15 protein-coding genes and 1 tRNA gene are annotated in these 17,584 nt (G+C 43.8%); 11 read left to right on the forward strand and 5 right to left on the reverse strand.

Annotated elements, in window-relative coordinates; genetic code table 11:
• Nucleotides 1-105 precede the first annotated feature (105 nt).
• From betA to choV, 4 genes are all read left to right on the forward strand, one after another.
• A complete protein-coding gene (betA, locus tag R7035_RS09560) occupies nt 106-1,821 on the forward strand; it encodes a choline dehydrogenase (RefSeq protein WP_005373209.1) in 1,716 nt (571 codons plus the stop codon).
• 36 nt (nt 1,822-1,857) lie between these two features.
• The gene (locus tag R7035_RS09565) at nt 1,858-2,796 is read left to right on the forward strand and encodes a choline ABC transporter substrate-binding protein (RefSeq protein ID WP_005382646.1); all 939 of its coding nucleotides are present in this window, start codon (nt 1,858-1,860) and stop codon (nt 2,794-2,796) included.
• Nucleotides 2,797-2,873: 77 nt separating this feature from the next.
• Nucleotides 2,874-3,716, forward strand: a complete 843-nt coding sequence (choW, locus tag R7035_RS09570; RefSeq protein ID WP_005392552.1) for a choline ABC transporter permease subunit — start codon at nt 2,874-2,876, stop codon at nt 3,714-3,716.
• Nucleotides 3,717-3,718: 2 nt separating this feature from the next.
• Nucleotides 3,719-4,897: a choline ABC transporter ATP-binding protein gene (choV, locus tag R7035_RS09575; RefSeq protein WP_042523602.1), complete on the forward strand. Its 1,179-nt coding sequence runs from the start codon at nt 3,719-3,721 to the stop codon at nt 4,895-4,897.
• A 96-nt stretch (nt 4,898-4,993) separates the two neighbouring features.
• Here choV and R7035_RS09580 read toward each other — a convergent pair whose 3' ends face one another.
• Nucleotides 4,994-5,650: an NAD(P)H-dependent oxidoreductase gene (locus R7035_RS09580; RefSeq protein ID WP_053304732.1), complete on the reverse strand. Its 657-nt coding sequence runs from the start codon at nt 5,648-5,650 to the stop codon at nt 4,994-4,996.
• 243 nt (nt 5,651-5,893) lie between these two features.
• Here R7035_RS09580 and R7035_RS09585 point away from each other — a divergent pair, with 243 nt between their 5' ends.
• Nucleotides 5,894-6,328, forward strand: coding sequence for a globin (locus R7035_RS09585; RefSeq protein ID WP_193837964.1), 435 nt, complete (start codon nt 5,894-5,896; stop codon nt 6,326-6,328).
• A gap of 41 nt (nt 6,329-6,369) precedes the next feature.
• On the opposite strand, the gene R7035_RS09590 is transcribed toward R7035_RS09585, so the two are convergent.
• Both R7035_RS09590 and R7035_RS09595 read right to left on the reverse strand, forming a co-directional pair.
• Nucleotides 6,370-7,152 carry a slipin family protein gene (locus tag R7035_RS09590; protein ID WP_005373196.1) on the reverse strand — a complete coding sequence of 261 codons (783 nt, stop codon included), beginning with the start codon at nt 7,150-7,152 and terminating at the stop codon, nt 6,370-6,372.
• Nucleotides 7,153-7,162: 10 nt separating this feature from the next.
• Nucleotides 7,163-8,539 carry an NfeD family protein gene (locus R7035_RS09595; protein WP_005382635.1) on the reverse strand — a complete coding sequence of 459 codons (1,377 nt, stop codon included), beginning with the start codon at nt 8,537-8,539 and terminating at the stop codon, nt 7,163-7,165.
• 498 nt (nt 8,540-9,037) lie between these two features.
• Between R7035_RS09595 and R7035_RS09600 the strand changes: the two genes are divergently transcribed.
• The 3 genes from R7035_RS09600 (at nt 9,038) to R7035_RS09610 (ending at nt 12,923) form a co-directional block, all read left to right on the forward strand.
• On the forward strand, nt 9,038-10,006 hold the full coding sequence (locus R7035_RS09600) for a cytochrome-c peroxidase (RefSeq protein WP_411913237.1): 969 nt from the start codon (nt 9,038-9,040) through the stop codon (nt 10,004-10,006).
• Nucleotides 9,999-12,356 carry an ATP-binding protein gene (locus R7035_RS09605; protein ID WP_262651203.1) on the forward strand — a complete coding sequence of 786 codons (2,358 nt, stop codon included), beginning with the start codon at nt 9,999-10,001 and terminating at the stop codon, nt 12,354-12,356. Before R7035_RS09600 ends, R7035_RS09605 begins: the two co-directional genes overlap by 8 nt.
• 99 nt (nt 12,357-12,455) lie before the next feature.
• On the forward strand, nt 12,456-12,923 hold the full coding sequence (locus R7035_RS09610) for an OsmC family protein (RefSeq protein ID WP_017820322.1): 468 nt from the start codon (nt 12,456-12,458) through the stop codon (nt 12,921-12,923).
• Between the two features lie 75 nt (nt 12,924-12,998).
• Here R7035_RS09610 and gdhA read toward each other — a convergent pair whose 3' ends face one another.
• Nucleotides 12,999-14,351 carry an NADP-specific glutamate dehydrogenase gene (gene gdhA, locus R7035_RS09615; RefSeq protein WP_005373174.1) on the reverse strand — a complete coding sequence of 451 codons (1,353 nt, stop codon included), beginning with the start codon at nt 14,349-14,351 and terminating at the stop codon, nt 12,999-13,001.
• Nucleotides 14,352-14,654: 303 nt separating this feature from the next.
• On the opposite strand from gdhA, the gene R7035_RS09620 reads away from it, so the two are divergent.
• Nucleotides 14,655-15,665, forward strand: a complete 1,011-nt coding sequence (locus R7035_RS09620) for a DUF2804 domain-containing protein (RefSeq protein ID WP_318146109.1) — start codon at nt 14,655-14,657, stop codon at nt 15,663-15,665.
• Between the two features lie 7 nt (nt 15,666-15,672).
• On the forward strand, nt 15,673-16,530 hold the full coding sequence (locus R7035_RS09625) for a sterol desaturase family protein (RefSeq protein WP_005373167.1): 858 nt from the start codon (nt 15,673-15,675) through the stop codon (nt 16,528-16,530).
• 16 nt (nt 16,531-16,546) lie between these two features.
• Here the strand turns inward: R7035_RS09625 and R7035_RS09630 are convergent.
• Nucleotides 16,547-16,621, reverse strand: a tRNA-Gly gene (locus tag R7035_RS09630).
• Between the two features lie 371 nt (nt 16,622-16,992).
• Here R7035_RS09630 and R7035_RS09635 point away from each other — a divergent pair.
• Nucleotides 16,993-17,511, forward strand: coding sequence for a DUF4136 domain-containing protein (locus R7035_RS09635; RefSeq protein ID WP_262651206.1), 519 nt, complete (start codon nt 16,993-16,995; stop codon nt 17,509-17,511).
• Nucleotides 17,512-17,584 lie beyond the last annotated feature (73 nt).

A 17,584-nucleotide genomic window follows, 5' to 3' on the forward strand; every position in this document is an offset into this window, starting at 1 on the left:
GGTTAACTACTTATCAAAATTTCCGCCTTGTTCTCAAGCATTTTTCCTACGCTAATTTCGTTCACTTATCTAGGGTGATTAGTATTAACTCCTAGGAGAATAAAAATGCAACAACACTACGATTACATCATCGTCGGTGCGGGTTCGGCCGGCTGTGTGTTAGCGGATCGCTTAAGTGAAAGTGGTCAAAATTCGGTCCTATTACTCGAAGCGGGTGGGTCGGATAAAAGTATTTTTATCCAAATGCCAACAGCGCTTTCTTACCCGATGAACACTGAAAAATACGCGTGGCAGTTTGAGACGGTTGAAGAGCAAGGGTTGGATGGTCGCCAACTTCATTGTCCTCGCGGAAAAGTTCTGGGCGGTAGCTCATCTATCAACGGCATGGTTTACGTTCGCGGACACGCTTGTGACTTTGACCAGTGGGAAGAGGAAGGCGCGAAAGGCTGGAATTATCAGTCGTGTTTGCCTTATTTCCGTAAAGCAGAGTCTTGGATTGGTGGTGCTGATGAATATCGGGGCGATCACGGTCCAGTCGGCACATGTAACGGCAACGATATGAAGCTCAATCCACTGTACCAAGCTTTTATTGATGCAGGCAAAGAAGCGGGCTACCCAGAAACAAAAGATTACAACGGTTATCAGCAAGAGGGCTTTGGCCCAATGCATATGACCGTCGACAAAGGCGTACGCGCTTCGACCTCTAATGCATACTTAAGCCGCGCTAAAAAACGCAAAAACTTCACCCTAATGAAGAGGGTGACGGTTCATCGAGTTTTATTAGAAGAAACTGGTGCAGAAGGCAAGAAAGCGGTAGGCGTTGAGTTTGAAAAGTCAGGTTCAATTCAGCAATGTTTTGCGAATAATGAAGTGATTTCGAGTGCGGGTTCGGTTGGCTCCGTTCAGCTGTTGCAGCTTTCAGGCATTGGCCCTAAGGCAGTATTAGAAAAAGCGGGCATTGAGGTGAAACACTCGTTGGAGGGAGTAGGTAAAAACCTGCAAGATCACTTAGAAGTGTACTTCCAATATCACTGTAAACAACCTATCACGCTCAACAGCAAATTAGGTTTGGTGAGCAAGGGCTTGATTGGCACTGAGTGGATATTAACTCGCAAAGGCCTTGGTGCTACTAACCACTTTGAATCGTGTGCGTTTATCCGCTCTCGTGAAGGACTAAAGTGGCCAAATATTCAGTATCACTTCTTGCCAGCGGCAATGCGCTATGACGGGCAAGCTGCTTTTGATGGTCATGGTTTCCAAGTGCACGTTGGACCTAACAAGCCAGAAAGTCGCGGGTCGGTCGAGGTTGTCTCTGCGAATCCGAATGATAAGCCGAAGATTGAGTTTAACTACATTTCCACTGAACAAGATAAGCAGGATTGGCGTGATTGTATTCGCCTTACTCGCGAGATCCTCAATCAGCCAGCCATGGATGAGTTTCGTGGGGACGAGATCCAACCCGGTCTGAACATCACAACGGATGAACAGATTGATGAATGGGTGAAGCAAAACGTCGAGAGTGCTTACCATCCATCTTGTACCTGCAAAATGGGCGCAGATAATGACCCATTAGCCGTCTTAAATGAGCGATGCCAAGTACGCGGTATTCAAGGCTTGCGTGTGGTGGACTCTTCTATTTTCCCAACCATTCCGAACGGTAATTTAAATGCGCCAACGATTATGGTGGCAGAACGCGCCGCGGATATGATTTTGGATAACGCCCTAGAAACGTCGAACAACGTACCAGTTTGGATTGCACCGGACTGGCAAGAGATGCAACGAATGCATCCGCCAAAAAGAGATCTCGATTCGATCTCATAAAATGAAAAAGTCAGTAATCATTACAAGGAATTCAACATGTCTAAGATGACAAAAATCTTCTCAACAATTGCACTAAGTACTTTAGCAACAGGCGCTTACGCCAACCAATGTGAAACGGTTCGTTTCGCAGATGTAGGTTGGACTGACATCACAGCGACCACTGCCGTTACATCAGAGTTACTTAAAGGGTTGGGGTACAAAACGAAGACCGATCTTCTGTCTGTGCCTGTAACTTACTCCTCTATGGCTAATGGCGATATCGACATTTTCTTAGGTAACTGGATGCCAACGATGGAAGGTGATATCGCGAAATACCGTGATGCAGGTACTGTTGAAACCGTACGCGCGAACCTCGTTGGCGCAAAGTACACGCTAGCGGTTCCAAAATACGTTTATGACGCAGGCGTAACCAACTTCGCTGACCTAGTAAAACATGCCGACAAATTTAAAGACCGCATTTACGGCATTGAACCAGGAAACGATGGCAACCGCTTAATTCAGTCAATGATTGATAGCAACGCATTCGGCCTAAAAGATTTCAGCCTAGTTGAGTCCAGTGAAGCTGGCATGGTGTCTCAAGTATCACGTGCCGCACGCCGCAATCAATGGATTGTGTACCTAGGTTGGGCGCCGCACCCAATGAATAGTAACGTTGAAATGGAATATCTAGCGGGTGGTGATGACTTCTTCGGTCCTAACTACGGCGGCGCGAACGTCTACACAAACGTACGTAAAAATTACCTCGCTGAGTGTCCAAATGTAGGTCAGCTAGTGAAAAATCTAGAGTTTAACCTAGAAATGGAAAATGAACTGATGGAAGCGATTCTTAACCAGAAACAGAAGCCATCAAAAGCAGCGCAAGCATGGTTGAATGCAAACCAAGAGCAAATTGAAGCGTGGCTAGAGGGCGTGAAAACGGTAGATGGCCAAGATGCGCTAACAGCTATTACAAACTACTTAAAAACAAACGCTTAATAAGCAGTATTTGAGCTCGTTTTTTTAAAAGAAAGTGGGCAGAGTTTTGCCCGCTTCATTAACACAAAGGTTTTATTTTGAATTTTATTACGGACAACAAACTACCGTTGGGCCAATGGATGGAAACTGGCGTCGATTGGTTAACCATCAATGCATCGGGTTTTTTCGATGCAATCTCTATTACACTTGAAACGATCATTCTTTTCGTGGTGGACATTTTTAAATGGATGCCACCTGCAGCGCCAATCATTATGACGGCGGCAATTGCTTGGTTCTTACATCGCAGCATTCCTCTTGTCGTATTTATCGTGTTGGCCTTACTCGCAATTCTCAACCTTGGTTACTGGCAAGAAATGCTGGAAACCTTTGTCCTTGTGTTTGCAGCGACAACGATTTCCGTATTAATTGGCGTGCCGTTGGGCATTATGGCGGCGCACCGTCCTTGGTTATACACCTTGTTGCGGCCAATACTCGATTTAATGCAGACCGTCCCGACATTCGTTTACCTAATTCCAACCTTGGTTCTGTTTGGATTGGGTATTGTCCCAGGTCTAATCTCGACCATCATTTTCGCTATCGCTGCGCCAATTCGATTGACGTACCTCGGCATTATTAAAGTGCCGGAGGAGCTACTTGAAGCGGGTAAAGCATTTGGTGCCAGCCGCATGAAGCTACTGTTTAAGGTGGAGTTACCTGCGGCATTGCCAAGTATTATGGCTGGCGTTACTCAGTGCATTATGTTGTCTCTTTCTATGGTGGTCATTGCGGCGCTTGTTGGTGCTGATGGGCTTGGTAAGCCAGTCGTACGTGCACTGAATACGGTAAACATTTCACAAGGTTTTGAAGCTGGTTTAGCGATTGTACTCGTTGCCATCATTCTTGATCGCTTGTGTAAAGCACCAAACCAGAAGGAGGCATAATCATGGACGCTATTACTATTAAAAATCTTGATGTCGTTTTTGGTCAGCAACAAGCACAGGCGCTAGCACTACTAGATCAAGGGAAGTCTCGACAAGAAATCATTGATGAAACTGGCCAAGTGGTTGGGGTTGATAATGTTTCGCTGAACGTGAAACAGGGTGAGATCTGTGTCTTGATGGGGCTTTCGGGCTCGGGTAAATCAAGTTTGCTGCGAACGGTTAACGGGTTGAACGATATTTCTCGTGGCTCTCTGAAAATTAAAGATGGCGACGATATGGTTGAGCTCTCTAACTGTGACGAACAGAAACTGCGCCACCTTCGTACGCACCGCGTGTCCATGGTGTTTCAGAAGTTTGCATTGATGCCTTGGTTAACGGTGTTAGACAATGTAGCGTTTGGTCTAGAGATGCAAGGCATTGGTAAAGCAGAGCGTCGTAAAAAGGCGCGTGAACAGCTCGAAATGGTCGGTTTATCTGAGTGGGAAACCAAATTCCCGCACGAGCTTTCTGGTGGTATGCAGCAGCGTGTTGGCCTAGCGCGAGCGTTCGCGATGGACACTGATATCTTGTTAATGGATGAACCGTTTTCAGCACTTGATCCATTGATTCGTGCTCAGCTTCAAGATGAATTGATTCTGCTTCAGGAAAAGCTAAACAAAACCATTCTTTTTGTGAGTCACGACTTGGATGAAGCACTTAAAATCGGTAACAACATCGCCATTATGGAATCAGGAAAGCTGATTCAACATGGCAAGCCAGAACAGATCATTCTTGCTCCAGAAAACGATTATGTGGCGGACTTTGTTGCTCACACTAATCCATTAAATGTGCTGAAGGGACGTTCCTTAATGCGTGACGATTTGGTTCGCGAAGATACGCGTGTTCTGATTTGCCCTGATAAAGATATTTGGGTGATACAAGAGAGCAAGGGGTTAAGTTTAGCGGATAAAGATAAATCGTTGATTCAATGGAAGAGCGATTCTTCGAACCTTGACGAAGTTAATGAAAACTCTCTGGTTCAGGTTAGTCCAGAAATCAGTATGCGAGAAGCGATTGAACTTAAACAGCGTAGCAATCAGCCTCTGCTTATGGTTGAAGATAATAAGCTGGTTGGTGTGTTAAGCGACAATGAGCTTTACGATGCATTGCTTGGTAATTTTAAGTCAGAGCAAGTTGCGTAAAGTTGACGCAGAACCAAGTAAAAAAGAGCCGCATTAATGTGCGGCTCTTTTTAGTTTAAACAATGATTTAAGTCGCTAAGCTAAGACAATGGTCGACTATAGAGTCGTAATTACGTCATCCATTGCAAGGCGCGCTTTTGGAAGACCATGATTATAATCTTCCCCATCTTTATGGTAGCCAATCGCTAGCGCAACTTCACAAATATGGCCCTCGAGCTCTTCTTTAAACTCTTCTCCAATCAGAGCCGGATCGACACCTTCCATCGGTGTTGAATCAATGCCTAGTCGAGCCAATGTGTGTAGTAGGTTACCTAGTGCCAAATAGACTTGTGCTTTTGTCCAGCTTCCGTTGAAGCCATTTTCGTCCGTATTTGCATCGGCAAAAGCGTAAGCACCCATAAAGTTGTTGTACATCTCCGCTGGCAAGTGGCCAGATGTTACTTCTGCATCCACACGCTTCGCAAATTTCTCTTTAGTAAATTTAGGATCGTAAGCAAACAGAATCGTATGTGATGCGGCTTTCGCGTGTGGTTGGTTAAACTGATGCATATTTGCAAACGTATTGTGGAAACGTTGCTTCGCTTCATCACTTTCAATAACGATGAATTTCCATGGTTGTGAGTTGATAGAAGACGCCGACAAACGCAGTGCTTCTTTGATTATCGCCATGTCTTCTTGAGAAACGCGCTTGGTTTCATCATATTTTTTTGCAGTGTAACGGCTATTTAGATCGGTAATGATTTGATGGGACACGTTTATATCCTCTTTATGTGATGACAGATGAGGATGCACTAGCATCGACAACCATGCGTACCTCGAATATGGGTTCATGATAATGGATATTTTTTCATTGATAAGAGGGTGTTTATTTAAATCACTTTTTACTTTTTGTTGAAAATCGATGTGGGTTGATCGGTTTGAAACTTAAAAGTCCTTATTTGGAAGCTTTTATTTGATATTAAATTAAACTCATATTAAGGCGTAGGGGAAAGCAACATGAACGTGATTGAAGTTTTTAATGATAGCTATGAACGTTGTACTTCAGATCAGGAGTTTTTCGACTTGTTCTACAAAAATTTATGGTCGAAAAGTGCCAACTTTAGACAGAAGTTTGACGGTATAGACATGCACCAACAAGTGAGAATGCTTAGAGGGTCTATCGTATTTTTTATGATGGCAGATACCTCGACCGAAGCGCACAAAATGGTGGAAAAGTATGGGAAAAAGCATGCAAGTGCAGATATTGGTATAGAGCCGCAGGATTTTGATGTTTGGCTTGAGAGTTTGTTAGAAACGGTTCGACAGTGTGATTCCGGGTATGATGCCGATGTTGAAACCGCTTGGCGAACATGCTTTAAAACGGGCTTAGAAGTAATGAAACAAGAGTGTGATAAAGAAGATGGGCACATCCTTAAAGCGAGTTCCAAATAAGGAAGTAACGTGAGTGGTCGTTACTTCCTAGGGTCAGAACCTTACTTATCTTGTGTCTCTTTATTCTTTTTCACCGCTTCGGCGATATCACTGACAGCTTCGACAAGATTGATCGGCATTGGAAAAATAATAGTGGATGTTTTGTCTGTAGTGATTTCAGTGAGTGTCTGCATGTAACGTAATTGCAGTGCATTCGGTGCTTCGTTGAGCATTTGCGCTGCTTCTTTTAATTTATTTGAAGCCTCTAACTCACCAGTAGCGTGAATGATCTTCGCCCTACGGTTACGTTCTGCTTCTGCCTGACGGGCTAGGGCTCTGACCATGCTGTCATTTAAATCAACATGTTTGACTTCAACCGTAGCAATCTTGATTCCCCAGTCATCAGTCTGTTGATCGAGAATGGATTGTAAATCCTTATTGAGGCGTTCTCGCTCTGATAGCAATTCATCGAGTTCATGCTGACCCAATACCGAGCGCAGCGTGGTTTGTGCTAACTGACTGGTGGCATCGCTGTAGCTTTCAATATTGTTAATCGCCATTTGAGGATCGACTACGCGAAAATAAACGACCGCGTTGACGCGCACAGAAACGTTATCTTTGGTAATTAAATCTTGTGTCGGCACATCCAAAACGACAGTACGTAAATCAACCCTCACCATTTGCTGAATAAATGGGATAAGGATGATCAAACCAGGTCCTTTGACTTCTTGAAATCGACCAAGAAAGAACACAACCCCACGTTCGTATTCTCTCAAAACCTTGAACATTTGGGTCGCTAGTGCGAACAGCAGCACCACGATCACCGCAACGGTATAGAGCATCATAAAGCGCCTCCTATTTATTTTGGCGGTCATCAGGCATCACAGTTAAGGTCAGCCCTTTAACATTAACAATGGTGACGTGATCACCTTGTTTGAATTGTTGATGGTCTTTGGCTTTAGCTCGCCATAACGCACCGTTGAGTTGAACGCGTCCTTCGCCATCGATAAAGTCATCGCTTACCACGGCGACCTTCCCAGGGTAAGTCTCTAAACCCGTCGTTACACGCCGGCGACGAATTTTGAGCAGCAGGCCGACGGTCAGCACGATTAGAGCCACGGAAAATATGGCAATACCAAAAATCAAAGGAAGGGCGATCTGGAATCCTGGTAACTCACTGTCCATGAGAAATATCGAACCGAGTACAAAGGCGACAACGCCGCCTAAGCCCAAAATACCAAAGCTCGGGCTGAATGCTTCCGCTATCATTAGTGCAATACCGAGTAACAGCAGACCAAGACCTGCGTAGTTGACGGGCATCATTTGTAGTGCGTACATGGCAAGAAGCAGACAAATCCCACCTAGCACACCGGGTAAGCCAATTCCTGGGTTGTAAAATTCAAGAAGTAAACCGTAGATGCCGATGAGCATTAGAATGTAGGCAACGTTTGGATTGGTTATAACGGCTAGCATTTCTGCTCGCCAATCGGGTGTTCTTTCAATCCATACGGGATTTTCCAGTGACAATGTCACATCACGATTGTTAACTTTAACAGTTTGTCCATCAATGGCTTTGACTAAATCCTCTGGTGAGTTGGCTATATAATCAATAACGTTTAATTCCAATGCCTCTGTGGCGTCCAAACTCGCTGCTTCGCTCACTGCTTTCTCTGCCCACTCTGCATTTCGGCCATGAAGCTTTGCTAAGCCTTTAATATAGGCTCTAGCATCATTAATCACCTTTTTCTCCATTGCGGTTTTCGCGGGAACTTTCTCTGAACCTTCGTTGGTTCCTTCTGACGTTTCTTCCGCGTTTTGATCTTTGCCATCATCCGATGAAGGGGGCTGAGGGGCACCACCTAACGCGACGGGCGTTGCCGCGCCAAGGTTGGTGGCTTCAGCCATGGCGGCAACGTGGCTGGCGAGTAAAATGTATGTCCCTGCGCTAGCCGCTCTAGATCCTGACGGGCCAACCCAAGTCGCAATTGGAGTGGAGGAGGTGGTAATCGCGTGAATAATATCTCGCATTGCGCTATCTAAGCCGCCTGGTGTGTCCATCTCTAAGATCACTAAACTGACACCGTTTAGTTGAGCTTCTTCTATTTCACGAGATAAATAGTCGCTAGTAGCAGGCCCTATAGCGCCTTTGACAGGAACAATCCAAACAGTATTCGCCAGTGCTTGACTGGCCATCAAGAGTAAAGGTAAGAACCATATCCATAGTCGTTTCATGCAGTCCTCCTTGTGTGGTCACAGGGACTTTTTGAAATCCTAATTCAAGTATATCCAAATAACTTAGAGATGCTTGAGTATAGGTTCTAATGAATAAGCTGCCGAGGCTAATTAGGAGACTACTTTTTTATATATAAACGCTGTGTGAGATAGTAAACTAAAGCAAATTATTGGTAATTGTGATGTTTATGTTTATTGTTCAGCGTTTGATTAAGTTGGCCGTTATCTGTGCCGTATTCTTTACTATTTTCGATCTGATCTCGTATGGAGAGGTGACTTGGTTTCAACGGTTTTTGGCTTTTCTACACTAAACTCAGATTTCAATACGTTAGCTACTCATAAGGCGATAGGTTTCTTCCTATTCGCCTTATTACTCCCTCTTCAACCAAAGCCTTAAACAAAGCAATACTTAACTCGTTTTTTCAACTTCCTGTCGGTGGAAAAAACGCCAAAATGCAACTAAATTCATATCAATAACAAGTTTAAGGTATGTAGTTGATGAGGCAATTCAGCGCAATCGCACTAGCTGTTGTAACACTCATTTTGAGCCAAACAACAACCGCAAGAAACGCGAAGATGTTAGGTGATATCTCCCTAGTTCAGCCCATACAGGGTGATCCTAATGTGGATATTAAGCTAGCGAGAATTGGCTGGCATCTCTTACGCGATCCTCAATTATCGTCAAATGGTAATGTCAGCTGCGCGACATGCCACAATCTGCAAACCAATGGCGCTGAAAATACACCAGTCTCTACGGGGGTGAAAGGTGATGGAATTAGAAATTCTATAACAGTGTTTAATGCGGCGTTAAATTATCGTTTTTTATGGGATGGAACGGAAAACACCTTGATGGCTCAGATTGATGGTCCAATCCATAATCCAATGGAAATGGACTCAAACTGGCAAACAATAGAGCAATATGTAAAAGAGAGTGAACATTATCAAGCGCTATTTAGTCGTGACGATGAATTGCCGATTAACGTTCATAATATCAAGTCCGCTATTGTGGAGTTTGTTGAAGGGCTGCAGACGCCTGGCGCACCATTCGATGCTTACTTATTGGGTTACACGCATGTACTGAGTGAACAGCAAATCAGAGGTTGGAAAACATTTCAGACTTCAGGTTGTGTGCAGTGTCATCAGGGCAAAAATATCGGCGGAGCGATGATCCAAAGGTTCGCCTATTTCAAGGATAAGCCAGTAGTAGAGGACCTGGGCCGGCAACTCGTTACGATAGAAGATGAAGAGCGATTCTATTTTAGAGTAGCCAGTTTACGCAATGTCGCGCTAACGAGTCCTTATTTTCATAATGGGCAAGTCGATAAGTTATCCGACGCGATACAAATCATGGCTAAAACCCAGCTCGGTATAACGATGAACGATGAGAATGTCGCGGACATTGAAGCATTCTTGCAGTCGTTGACAGCACCTAGACCCATAATTTTAGAGGTGTTGGAAAATGAATAAATTCAAACTGATCAACTTTTGCTTTTTTATTGGGATACTGACGTGTTGCACACTGGCGTATATGTCGTATATGAACTCAAAAAACGCTCAAGAATTTCATGCAGAGCTAATGAATATCGGACATGAATTGATTGAAGAGCGTGATGTTATCGTGAACCGATATGCCGTTGAAGATAGGAAAAACTATGAGTTAACAACATCTTTAGTAGAGATAGAAATCGCAGCACAGGCACTGTTGGAATCATCAAAGGCATCAGTTTGGTTTCCCGTGACACCCAATCGTATAAAAGTTAGGGATACGCTTGAACAGTTTAAGGAGCGAGTGCTTCAAACAACGTTGAAGCTTGATATGTTAATTGGTGTTCAGGTAGAAAATCGGTATGCATTACTCATGTTGTTCAATTTATATCAGCAAGATGTTTCTACCGAGAGCGGTCAATCATTGGGTGGCAGTCGTTATTTTGAATTTCTCAACCAGTTGCTTCTAACACAAACTGAAGTTGAGAGTGAAAAAGAAGCGAACTTCCTTAAACGGCTTCAAACGAGTGATAAAAGAATTGAATTGCTGACGAATGAACTGCTTGATCACACTTATATTGAGTTTGTCGAAAGCTCAGAGCATCGGTTACTCAATATTGCTCAAAGTGAGGCGCGTTTTACGTGGTTGTTTGTATTTATCGCGGTGATGTTTCTAGTTAGCGCGTTTGTTTATCAGTCACATCACCGAATGCATAACTTAAAACAGTTGAATCTTGAAATTGAAGAGGCGAGAAACAAAGCCGAGCGAGCGGCAAAAGCGAAATCAAATTTTCTCGCTGCAATGAGTCACGAACTAAGGACGCCGATGAATGGTGTACTAGGGCTTTCTCAAATGATTGCAGAAGAGACCAAAGAGCCGACGACGAAAGAGCATATTAGGGTTATTCTTGATTCTGGCCAGCATCTGATGACTATCCTCAACGATATTTTGGATTTTTCTAAAGTTGAAGAAAACAAACTGGAATTTGAGCAAGCTAAGTTTAAGCTCGATCAAGTGCTTTCTCCGGTGTGTAGCGCAATAAAACCACTTGTTGATGAAAAAAATATCGAGTTAATCTTGGAAAACGAGGTTTCTGAATATACTGAATTTACTGGAGATTGTGCGCGTTTACGACAGATCTTGTTTAATCTCGCCGGTAACGCGGTGAAGTTTACCAATGAAGGGCATGTGCTGGTTAGAACTGAGTTAGATGAATCGAATCAGTTGTTGGTCATGCGCGTGAGCGACACCGGTATTGGTATTGCGCCAGACAAGCACGAGCATATTTTTAACTCGTTTGAGCAAGCAGACTCATCAACGACTCGAAGGTTCGGCGGAACAGGGCTTGGGTTAGCCATCGTCAAAAAACTAACCGATTTGATGGGTGGCCATATTACTCTGAAGAGTATAGAAGGCGTTGGAAGTCAATTTATCGTTGAGTTGCCGATTCCTTGGGTAGAATCTGCTCCGAAAAAGCAGCAAGAAGCACCGAAACCTCGCGCAAAATCACACCATTTAAAGATACTACTTGCTGATGATAACCGTGTGAATGCCATTGTGGCAAAAGGGTTTTGCGAAAAGCTTGGGCATGAAGTGGAAGTTGCAGAAAATGGATTAATCGCGGTTAAAAAGGCGAAAGAGAACGAGTACGACCTGATCTTGATGGACAACCATATGCCCGAGATGAATGGCGTTGAGGCGACACGCGTTATCCGACAAGAGTTAGGTATCAAGACATTACTCTTTGCGTACACGGCAGACGTATTTCGTGAAGCTCACGATAGCTTTATTGAAGCAGGAGCAGACCATGTGCTTACGAAACCGCTACAGCATGAGAGCTTTTCAGACGCTCTCAAACAGTTTGCCGCCAGACTCGAACCGAAACAGAATCCGCCACTAACGAGTGACAGCAATGTGCTTCAATTGCAACGTAAGCCAATCGAGAACTTAAGGTTAACAGAGGAAGAACTCTCCCGTTCAGGCATGTTTACTTCTTTACGAGATGAGCCAGAAGCGCTCGACGAGTTGCTAAAAAGCATTATTGTCGATTTTGAGACTTCTGTTGATGAACTTATTGAATACTTTATGGCTGAAGACTTTGCTTCATTAGAGCTGACGTTGCACAAAACGAAAGGGATGGCACTGAACCTAAGTTTACCTATTTTGGCGAGCCAAACGGAGGCCCTGGAAACTCAACTTAAAGCCAACCAAAGTCCCGAGATTGAGCAGTTGCAGATGCTGATCAATCGGTTACAGGTCAACATCCATCAGTCTCATAGACTTTTGGATGATATCCAGAAGAACAATGCCGATCCTCAACAGATTTTATAGTCCCTGTGAGTGCGATGCTTTCCTTAACTCATTTTGTTGTGGTTTACTGTGGCAAGGACGGATAGTGTTGATTCGTCGTCGGAAAATCAGGGAGTTAGAATGAGTAAGCATTCCGCTTTAATCAAATGGCATCGTAAAGCTGGCGAAGAGTTTAGTGATAATAAGTATAGTCGGGCACACATTTGGCAATTTGATGGAGGGTTGCAAGTCCCAGCATCTCCATCTCCCCACGTAGTACCATTACCACTATCCGTAGAAGAAAACGTTGATCCAGAAGAAGCGTTTGTCGCGGCACTTTCTAGTTGTCATATGCTCGTTTTCCTGTCTATTGCAGCAAAGCGACGTTATGTTGTGGACAGTTACTTCGATGAAGCGGTAGGGGAGCTTGAAAAAGGCGAAAACGGAAAAGAGTGGGTATCAAAGGTAACGTTAAACCCTAAGATAACATTTTCAGGTGAAAAACAACCGACACCATCTCAATTAGAAAAACTGCATCACATGGCCCATGAGAATTGCTTTATCGCCAACTCCGTTAAAACAGAAGTGACAACGCTTATTGCGAATTAAGTGGAGCTCTTTATCAAAAGCGCGGCCTATTGCGGAGTTATATTAAGCCAGCAGTCATCCTGCTGGCTCGTTCATCTAGACGACACCTTGCTCAATCATTGCATCAGCGACTTTTCTAAAGCCTGCAATGTTGGCGCCTAAAACTAAATTTCCAGGTTGGCCAAACTCTTTACTGGTTTCGTTTGCATTGATGAAAATATTTTTCATGATGGTTTGCAACTGACTATCCACTTGTTCAAACGTCCAGTTTTGCATGCTGGCGTTTTGCGCCATTTCAAGTTGACTGGTTGCAACGCCGCCTGCATTGGCTGCTTTTGCAGGCCCATAAGCTATGTCCGAGTCCACGATAATATTGGCAGCATCACGGGTGGTTGGCATGTTCGCCCCTTCACTAATCAAAATACATCCGTTTTCGATAAGAGCCAGTGCGTCGTCTGACGTTAATTCATTTTGAGTCGCACAAGGGAAGGCAGCATCAGCCTGATATCGCCAAACAGCATGTCCTTCATTAGGATAGTCGCCCTCTGGTGTGTATTCTGCTTCAGGGTAAGTTTCTAAATATTCTTCTAAGCTTGCTCTTTTCACTTCTTTCAGTTGTTTTAGGAGCTTAAGATCAATACCGTGCTCATGATAGATCGTACCTCGAGAGTCGCTGCATGTAACTGGCGTTGCTCCCATATGGTACAGTTTTTCAATGGCGTAGATAGCCACGTTTCCAGCACCAGAAACGAGACAAGTTTTCCCTTTCAATGAATCGTTGCGGTCGTTGAGCATGCATTCTGCAAAATAGACGGCGCCATATCCTGTCGCTTCTTTTCTGGCGAGTGAGCCACCCCAAAGCAGACTCTTGCCTGTAAGCACACCTTCGTAGCGGCCCGTCAATCGTTTGTATTGACCAAACATATAGCCAATTTCGCGCGCCCCGACACCGATATCGCCTGCGGGCACATCGGTGGTAGGACCGATGTGACGGTACAACTCGTTCATAAATGATTGGCAAAATCGCATGATCTCGCCGTCGGATTTTCCTTTAGGATCGAAGTTTGAACCGCCTTTGCCGCCACCGATAGGAAGGCCAGTCAGTGCGTTTTTAAAAATTTGCTCAAAGCCGAGAAATTTTATGATGCTCGCATTGACTGAGTGATGGAATCTCAATCCTCCTTTGTACGGCCCCAAAGCAGAGTTGAATTCAACTCGATAACCTTTGTTTACTTGTACATTTCCAGCATCATCAACCCAAGGAACTCGAAACATGATTTGACGTTCTGGCTCGACGATCCTCTGGATAATCGCTTGTTCCTTATATTTATTATTGCCTTCTATTACCGGCGCGAGAGAAGTTAATACTTCTTCTACCGCTTGGTAAAATTCTTTTTGCGCAGGGCTACTGTGTTGCAACGCAACAATAGTATCGTGTATGTATGACATAGATTTCTTCCTTGATGTGAATAAGCAATCAGTTTATATGAATGTATTTCCATTAAATAGTGATTTTGACCAAGATTCAATGGTTGTAGTGGTCTTTCCTGCGGATGAGAATGTGCAGCTTCTAACCCAGGCTGTGTTGGTTGAGATAGGTAGGGCTAGCTAAGTAAGCGGGTGGTTGAGTGATCAGTTTCACATATAACAAGCAGAAATCACTTTAGTCGATGTTGTTGTGCAGTTACGCAAATTGTTTATGTTAACGTCATGTTAAAGTTTGTGTGTGATAACTTGTGAAAAGACAACTATATGGATGAGCTTAAGGTTCTGAACTCGTTTATTCAGCAGAATGGCCTACCAGCGTTTGGCCACCTTGATGGAATTCCAACATCGTTACAGCTAGATAAATTTACCTACCTCAATGAGATGGATAAGCCGGTGTCTAAGTGGCGCCGTTACCGCGATTATAAGCAGTTTCAGTTCGTCAATTTGGTCACACCTAATTACGTCATTGGAGTAGCGATTGCTGATATACGGTATTTAGCATCCGGCTTTTGCTACCTGTTTGATATTAAAAAGAATAAGTTGATTGAGCAACAATGGTTGAAACCTTTTAATATAGGTTATCAAACTCAGCCTTCCAGTTGGTGCAGTCTTGCCCATCTTGCTAACAAAAGAGTTCAGTTTTCTATTAAGGATGGTATTTGGCACGTCCACTTTGTGACAGAGTCAGTCAATGCGGATCTCTATTTACGTCCAGAAAATATGAGTTTGCCATTAATGTTGTGTACGCCAACAGGTTATGCGGGTTGGACATATACTCAGAAGCACAATGCGTTAGCAGTAGACGGTAACTTGTTCATATTAGGAAAAGAGCAAGATCTTTCAGAGGTGGCTGCTGGTTACGATTTTTCCGCTGGGTACATGCGGCGAGAAACAAGTTGGCGCTGGGCGAGTATCAATTGCTTTGAGGATGACAGGCGTCTGGGGTTGAACTTGGCAGCTGGCGTTAATGAAACTGGCTATTGCGAAAATGTATTGTGGATTAATGGTCAGCGTCACTTTTTGCAACCTGTGCAGTTTCAGTTTTCACGAAGTGATGAAGGGCAAAAGTGGCATATTACGTCTGAAGATAAACGAGTTAACTTACAGTTCACGCCTTTGAATCGACGCTCAGAGAAGAAAAATTTTTGGCTTCTCAAAAGTAACTTTCGTCAGTATATCGGTTATTTCTCTGGCTATCTTATCGATGGAAATGGCATCAAACATCAGTTAGAAGAAGTTATGGGTCTTACTGAAGATCACTATGCAAAATGGTAGAAATACAATGGATTGGACGCAGTTGATGGACCGCCCAGAATTACTTCTGATGATTCTGGCTCCAGTTTTCTTTTTCTGCATGCTTGCCGAATATTGGTTCGGACAAAGAAGGGGACGCTTGCCTGAAAGCGCGACGTATTACTTCCCTGAAGTAGCGTGTAATTTTGTTCTTGCGGGCTTACACCAAGCGACAGACATACTCACGGGTTTACTGATTGCTCAGTTGTATTTGTGGTGGTTCGATTGGCGTTTGTTTGATATCGAAATGAGCGTCTCAGCTTTTCTTTTACTTGTTGTCCTGCAAGATTTTTTCTATTACTGGTTTCATCGGGCTAGCCATCGTATTCGTTGGATGTGGGCCGCGCACGTTGTTCATCACAGTTCGGAAAGAATGAACTTCAGTACCGCCTTTCGTCAAAGTTTAATGTATCCGCTAGCGGGGATGTGGATTTTTTGGTTGCCCTTGGTGATTATTGGTTTTGAGCCAAAATGGGTTGTCTTCGTTGTGTTGTTTAATCTGGGCTTACAGTTTTTTGTTCACACCCAATCAATTCGTTCGCTCGGGCCACTAGAGTGGGTATTTAACACGCCGTCTCACCATCGCGTTCATCATGGTGTGAACCGTCAGTACATCGACAAAAATTATGCGGGTGTATTAATTATTTGGGATCGAATGTTCGGAACGTTTGAACCAGAGGTGGAAACGGTTCGGTATGGGGTTTCTAAACCTGTAAACAGCTTTAATCCCATCCGCGTGACGTTTGCAGAATGGAAAGACATGTTTTATGACGTAACTCGACCAAACTTATCATGGAAACAACGCTGCCGCCGTTTGTTCGCTCCGCCATCGGATTTTTATGAGTAAATTGAGATAAAGAGATTGGAGCGGGCAGCGGGAATCGAACCCGCATCATCAGCTTGGAAGGCTGAGGTAATAGCCATTATACGATGCCCGCGCATCGATAGGACTCGGTTAATATGCCACACTGGACGAAAAAGAAAAGTCTTTTCTCATCAAATGTTTGTCAGTTGCCTAAAAAAGTAGCGGACTGATGTTAAAGTGTTCATTGTCTCTGGTTTTTTGTGGCACTCGCGATTTCGTTACTAAGCCTAGAGGCTTCCAATTAGGTCGTAAACACCGAATTCTTAGGTGTTTAGATGTTGATGATATTCAAGATTTTCTGTGTAAAGGTTAATCTCGTTTATTGAACAGTCACGTTTCATGGTCAAGACTAGATATTGAAATGATTACTTTTTACTGTTGATGCGTATGTATAACACAGGGTAATTCTGCTGAAACAGTCAGCTTAACCAAAGGAGATTTAACATGATGAGAGGTTTGATATTAGGGCTGGTGGTGATGCTGGTATCTGCTTGTACTACCGTTACAACCGATGTAGATAAACAAGCCGACTTTTCAGCTTACAGAACGTTTGACTTCGGTGCTCAGGCGAAAGCTCCTACCAGTATTGATGGTCGACGTATTGAGCAAGGGCTTGCTGAACAGCTTGAGGGTAAGGGTTTAATTAAGGTAAATAGTGGCGGTGACCTTTACGTACATCATGATATCGTAGAAGAATCCGAGCTTGTTTCTTCAGGATCGTCGGTGAGCTTTGGCTATGGCTGGAATAGCTTTGGTGTGATCACTTCAAGCCCAGAAAGATATAAAGAACGTAAGTATGGGAAGTTGGTGGTTGAACTGGTTGATGCAAAGGCTAATCAAGTCGTTTGGAAAGGCGTTTCAAGTCGTAAACTGTCTGAGTCAATGAGCTCTGAGAAAAGAGAATCTCTCATCCAAGAAGAAATCGCGAAGATGTTTGAAAGCTACCCTTACGGTGAAAAATAATTAGTATTCTTAACGATTAAGAATACTAATTGCCAATAGTTACGCACAGGGTTAAAAGAACTTATTATTTTGG

Source organism: Vibrio sp. 1731 (assembly GCF_033339955.1).
GTDB classification, from domain to species: domain Bacteria; phylum Pseudomonadota; class Gammaproteobacteria; order Enterobacterales; family Vibrionaceae; genus Vibrio; species Vibrio alginolyticus.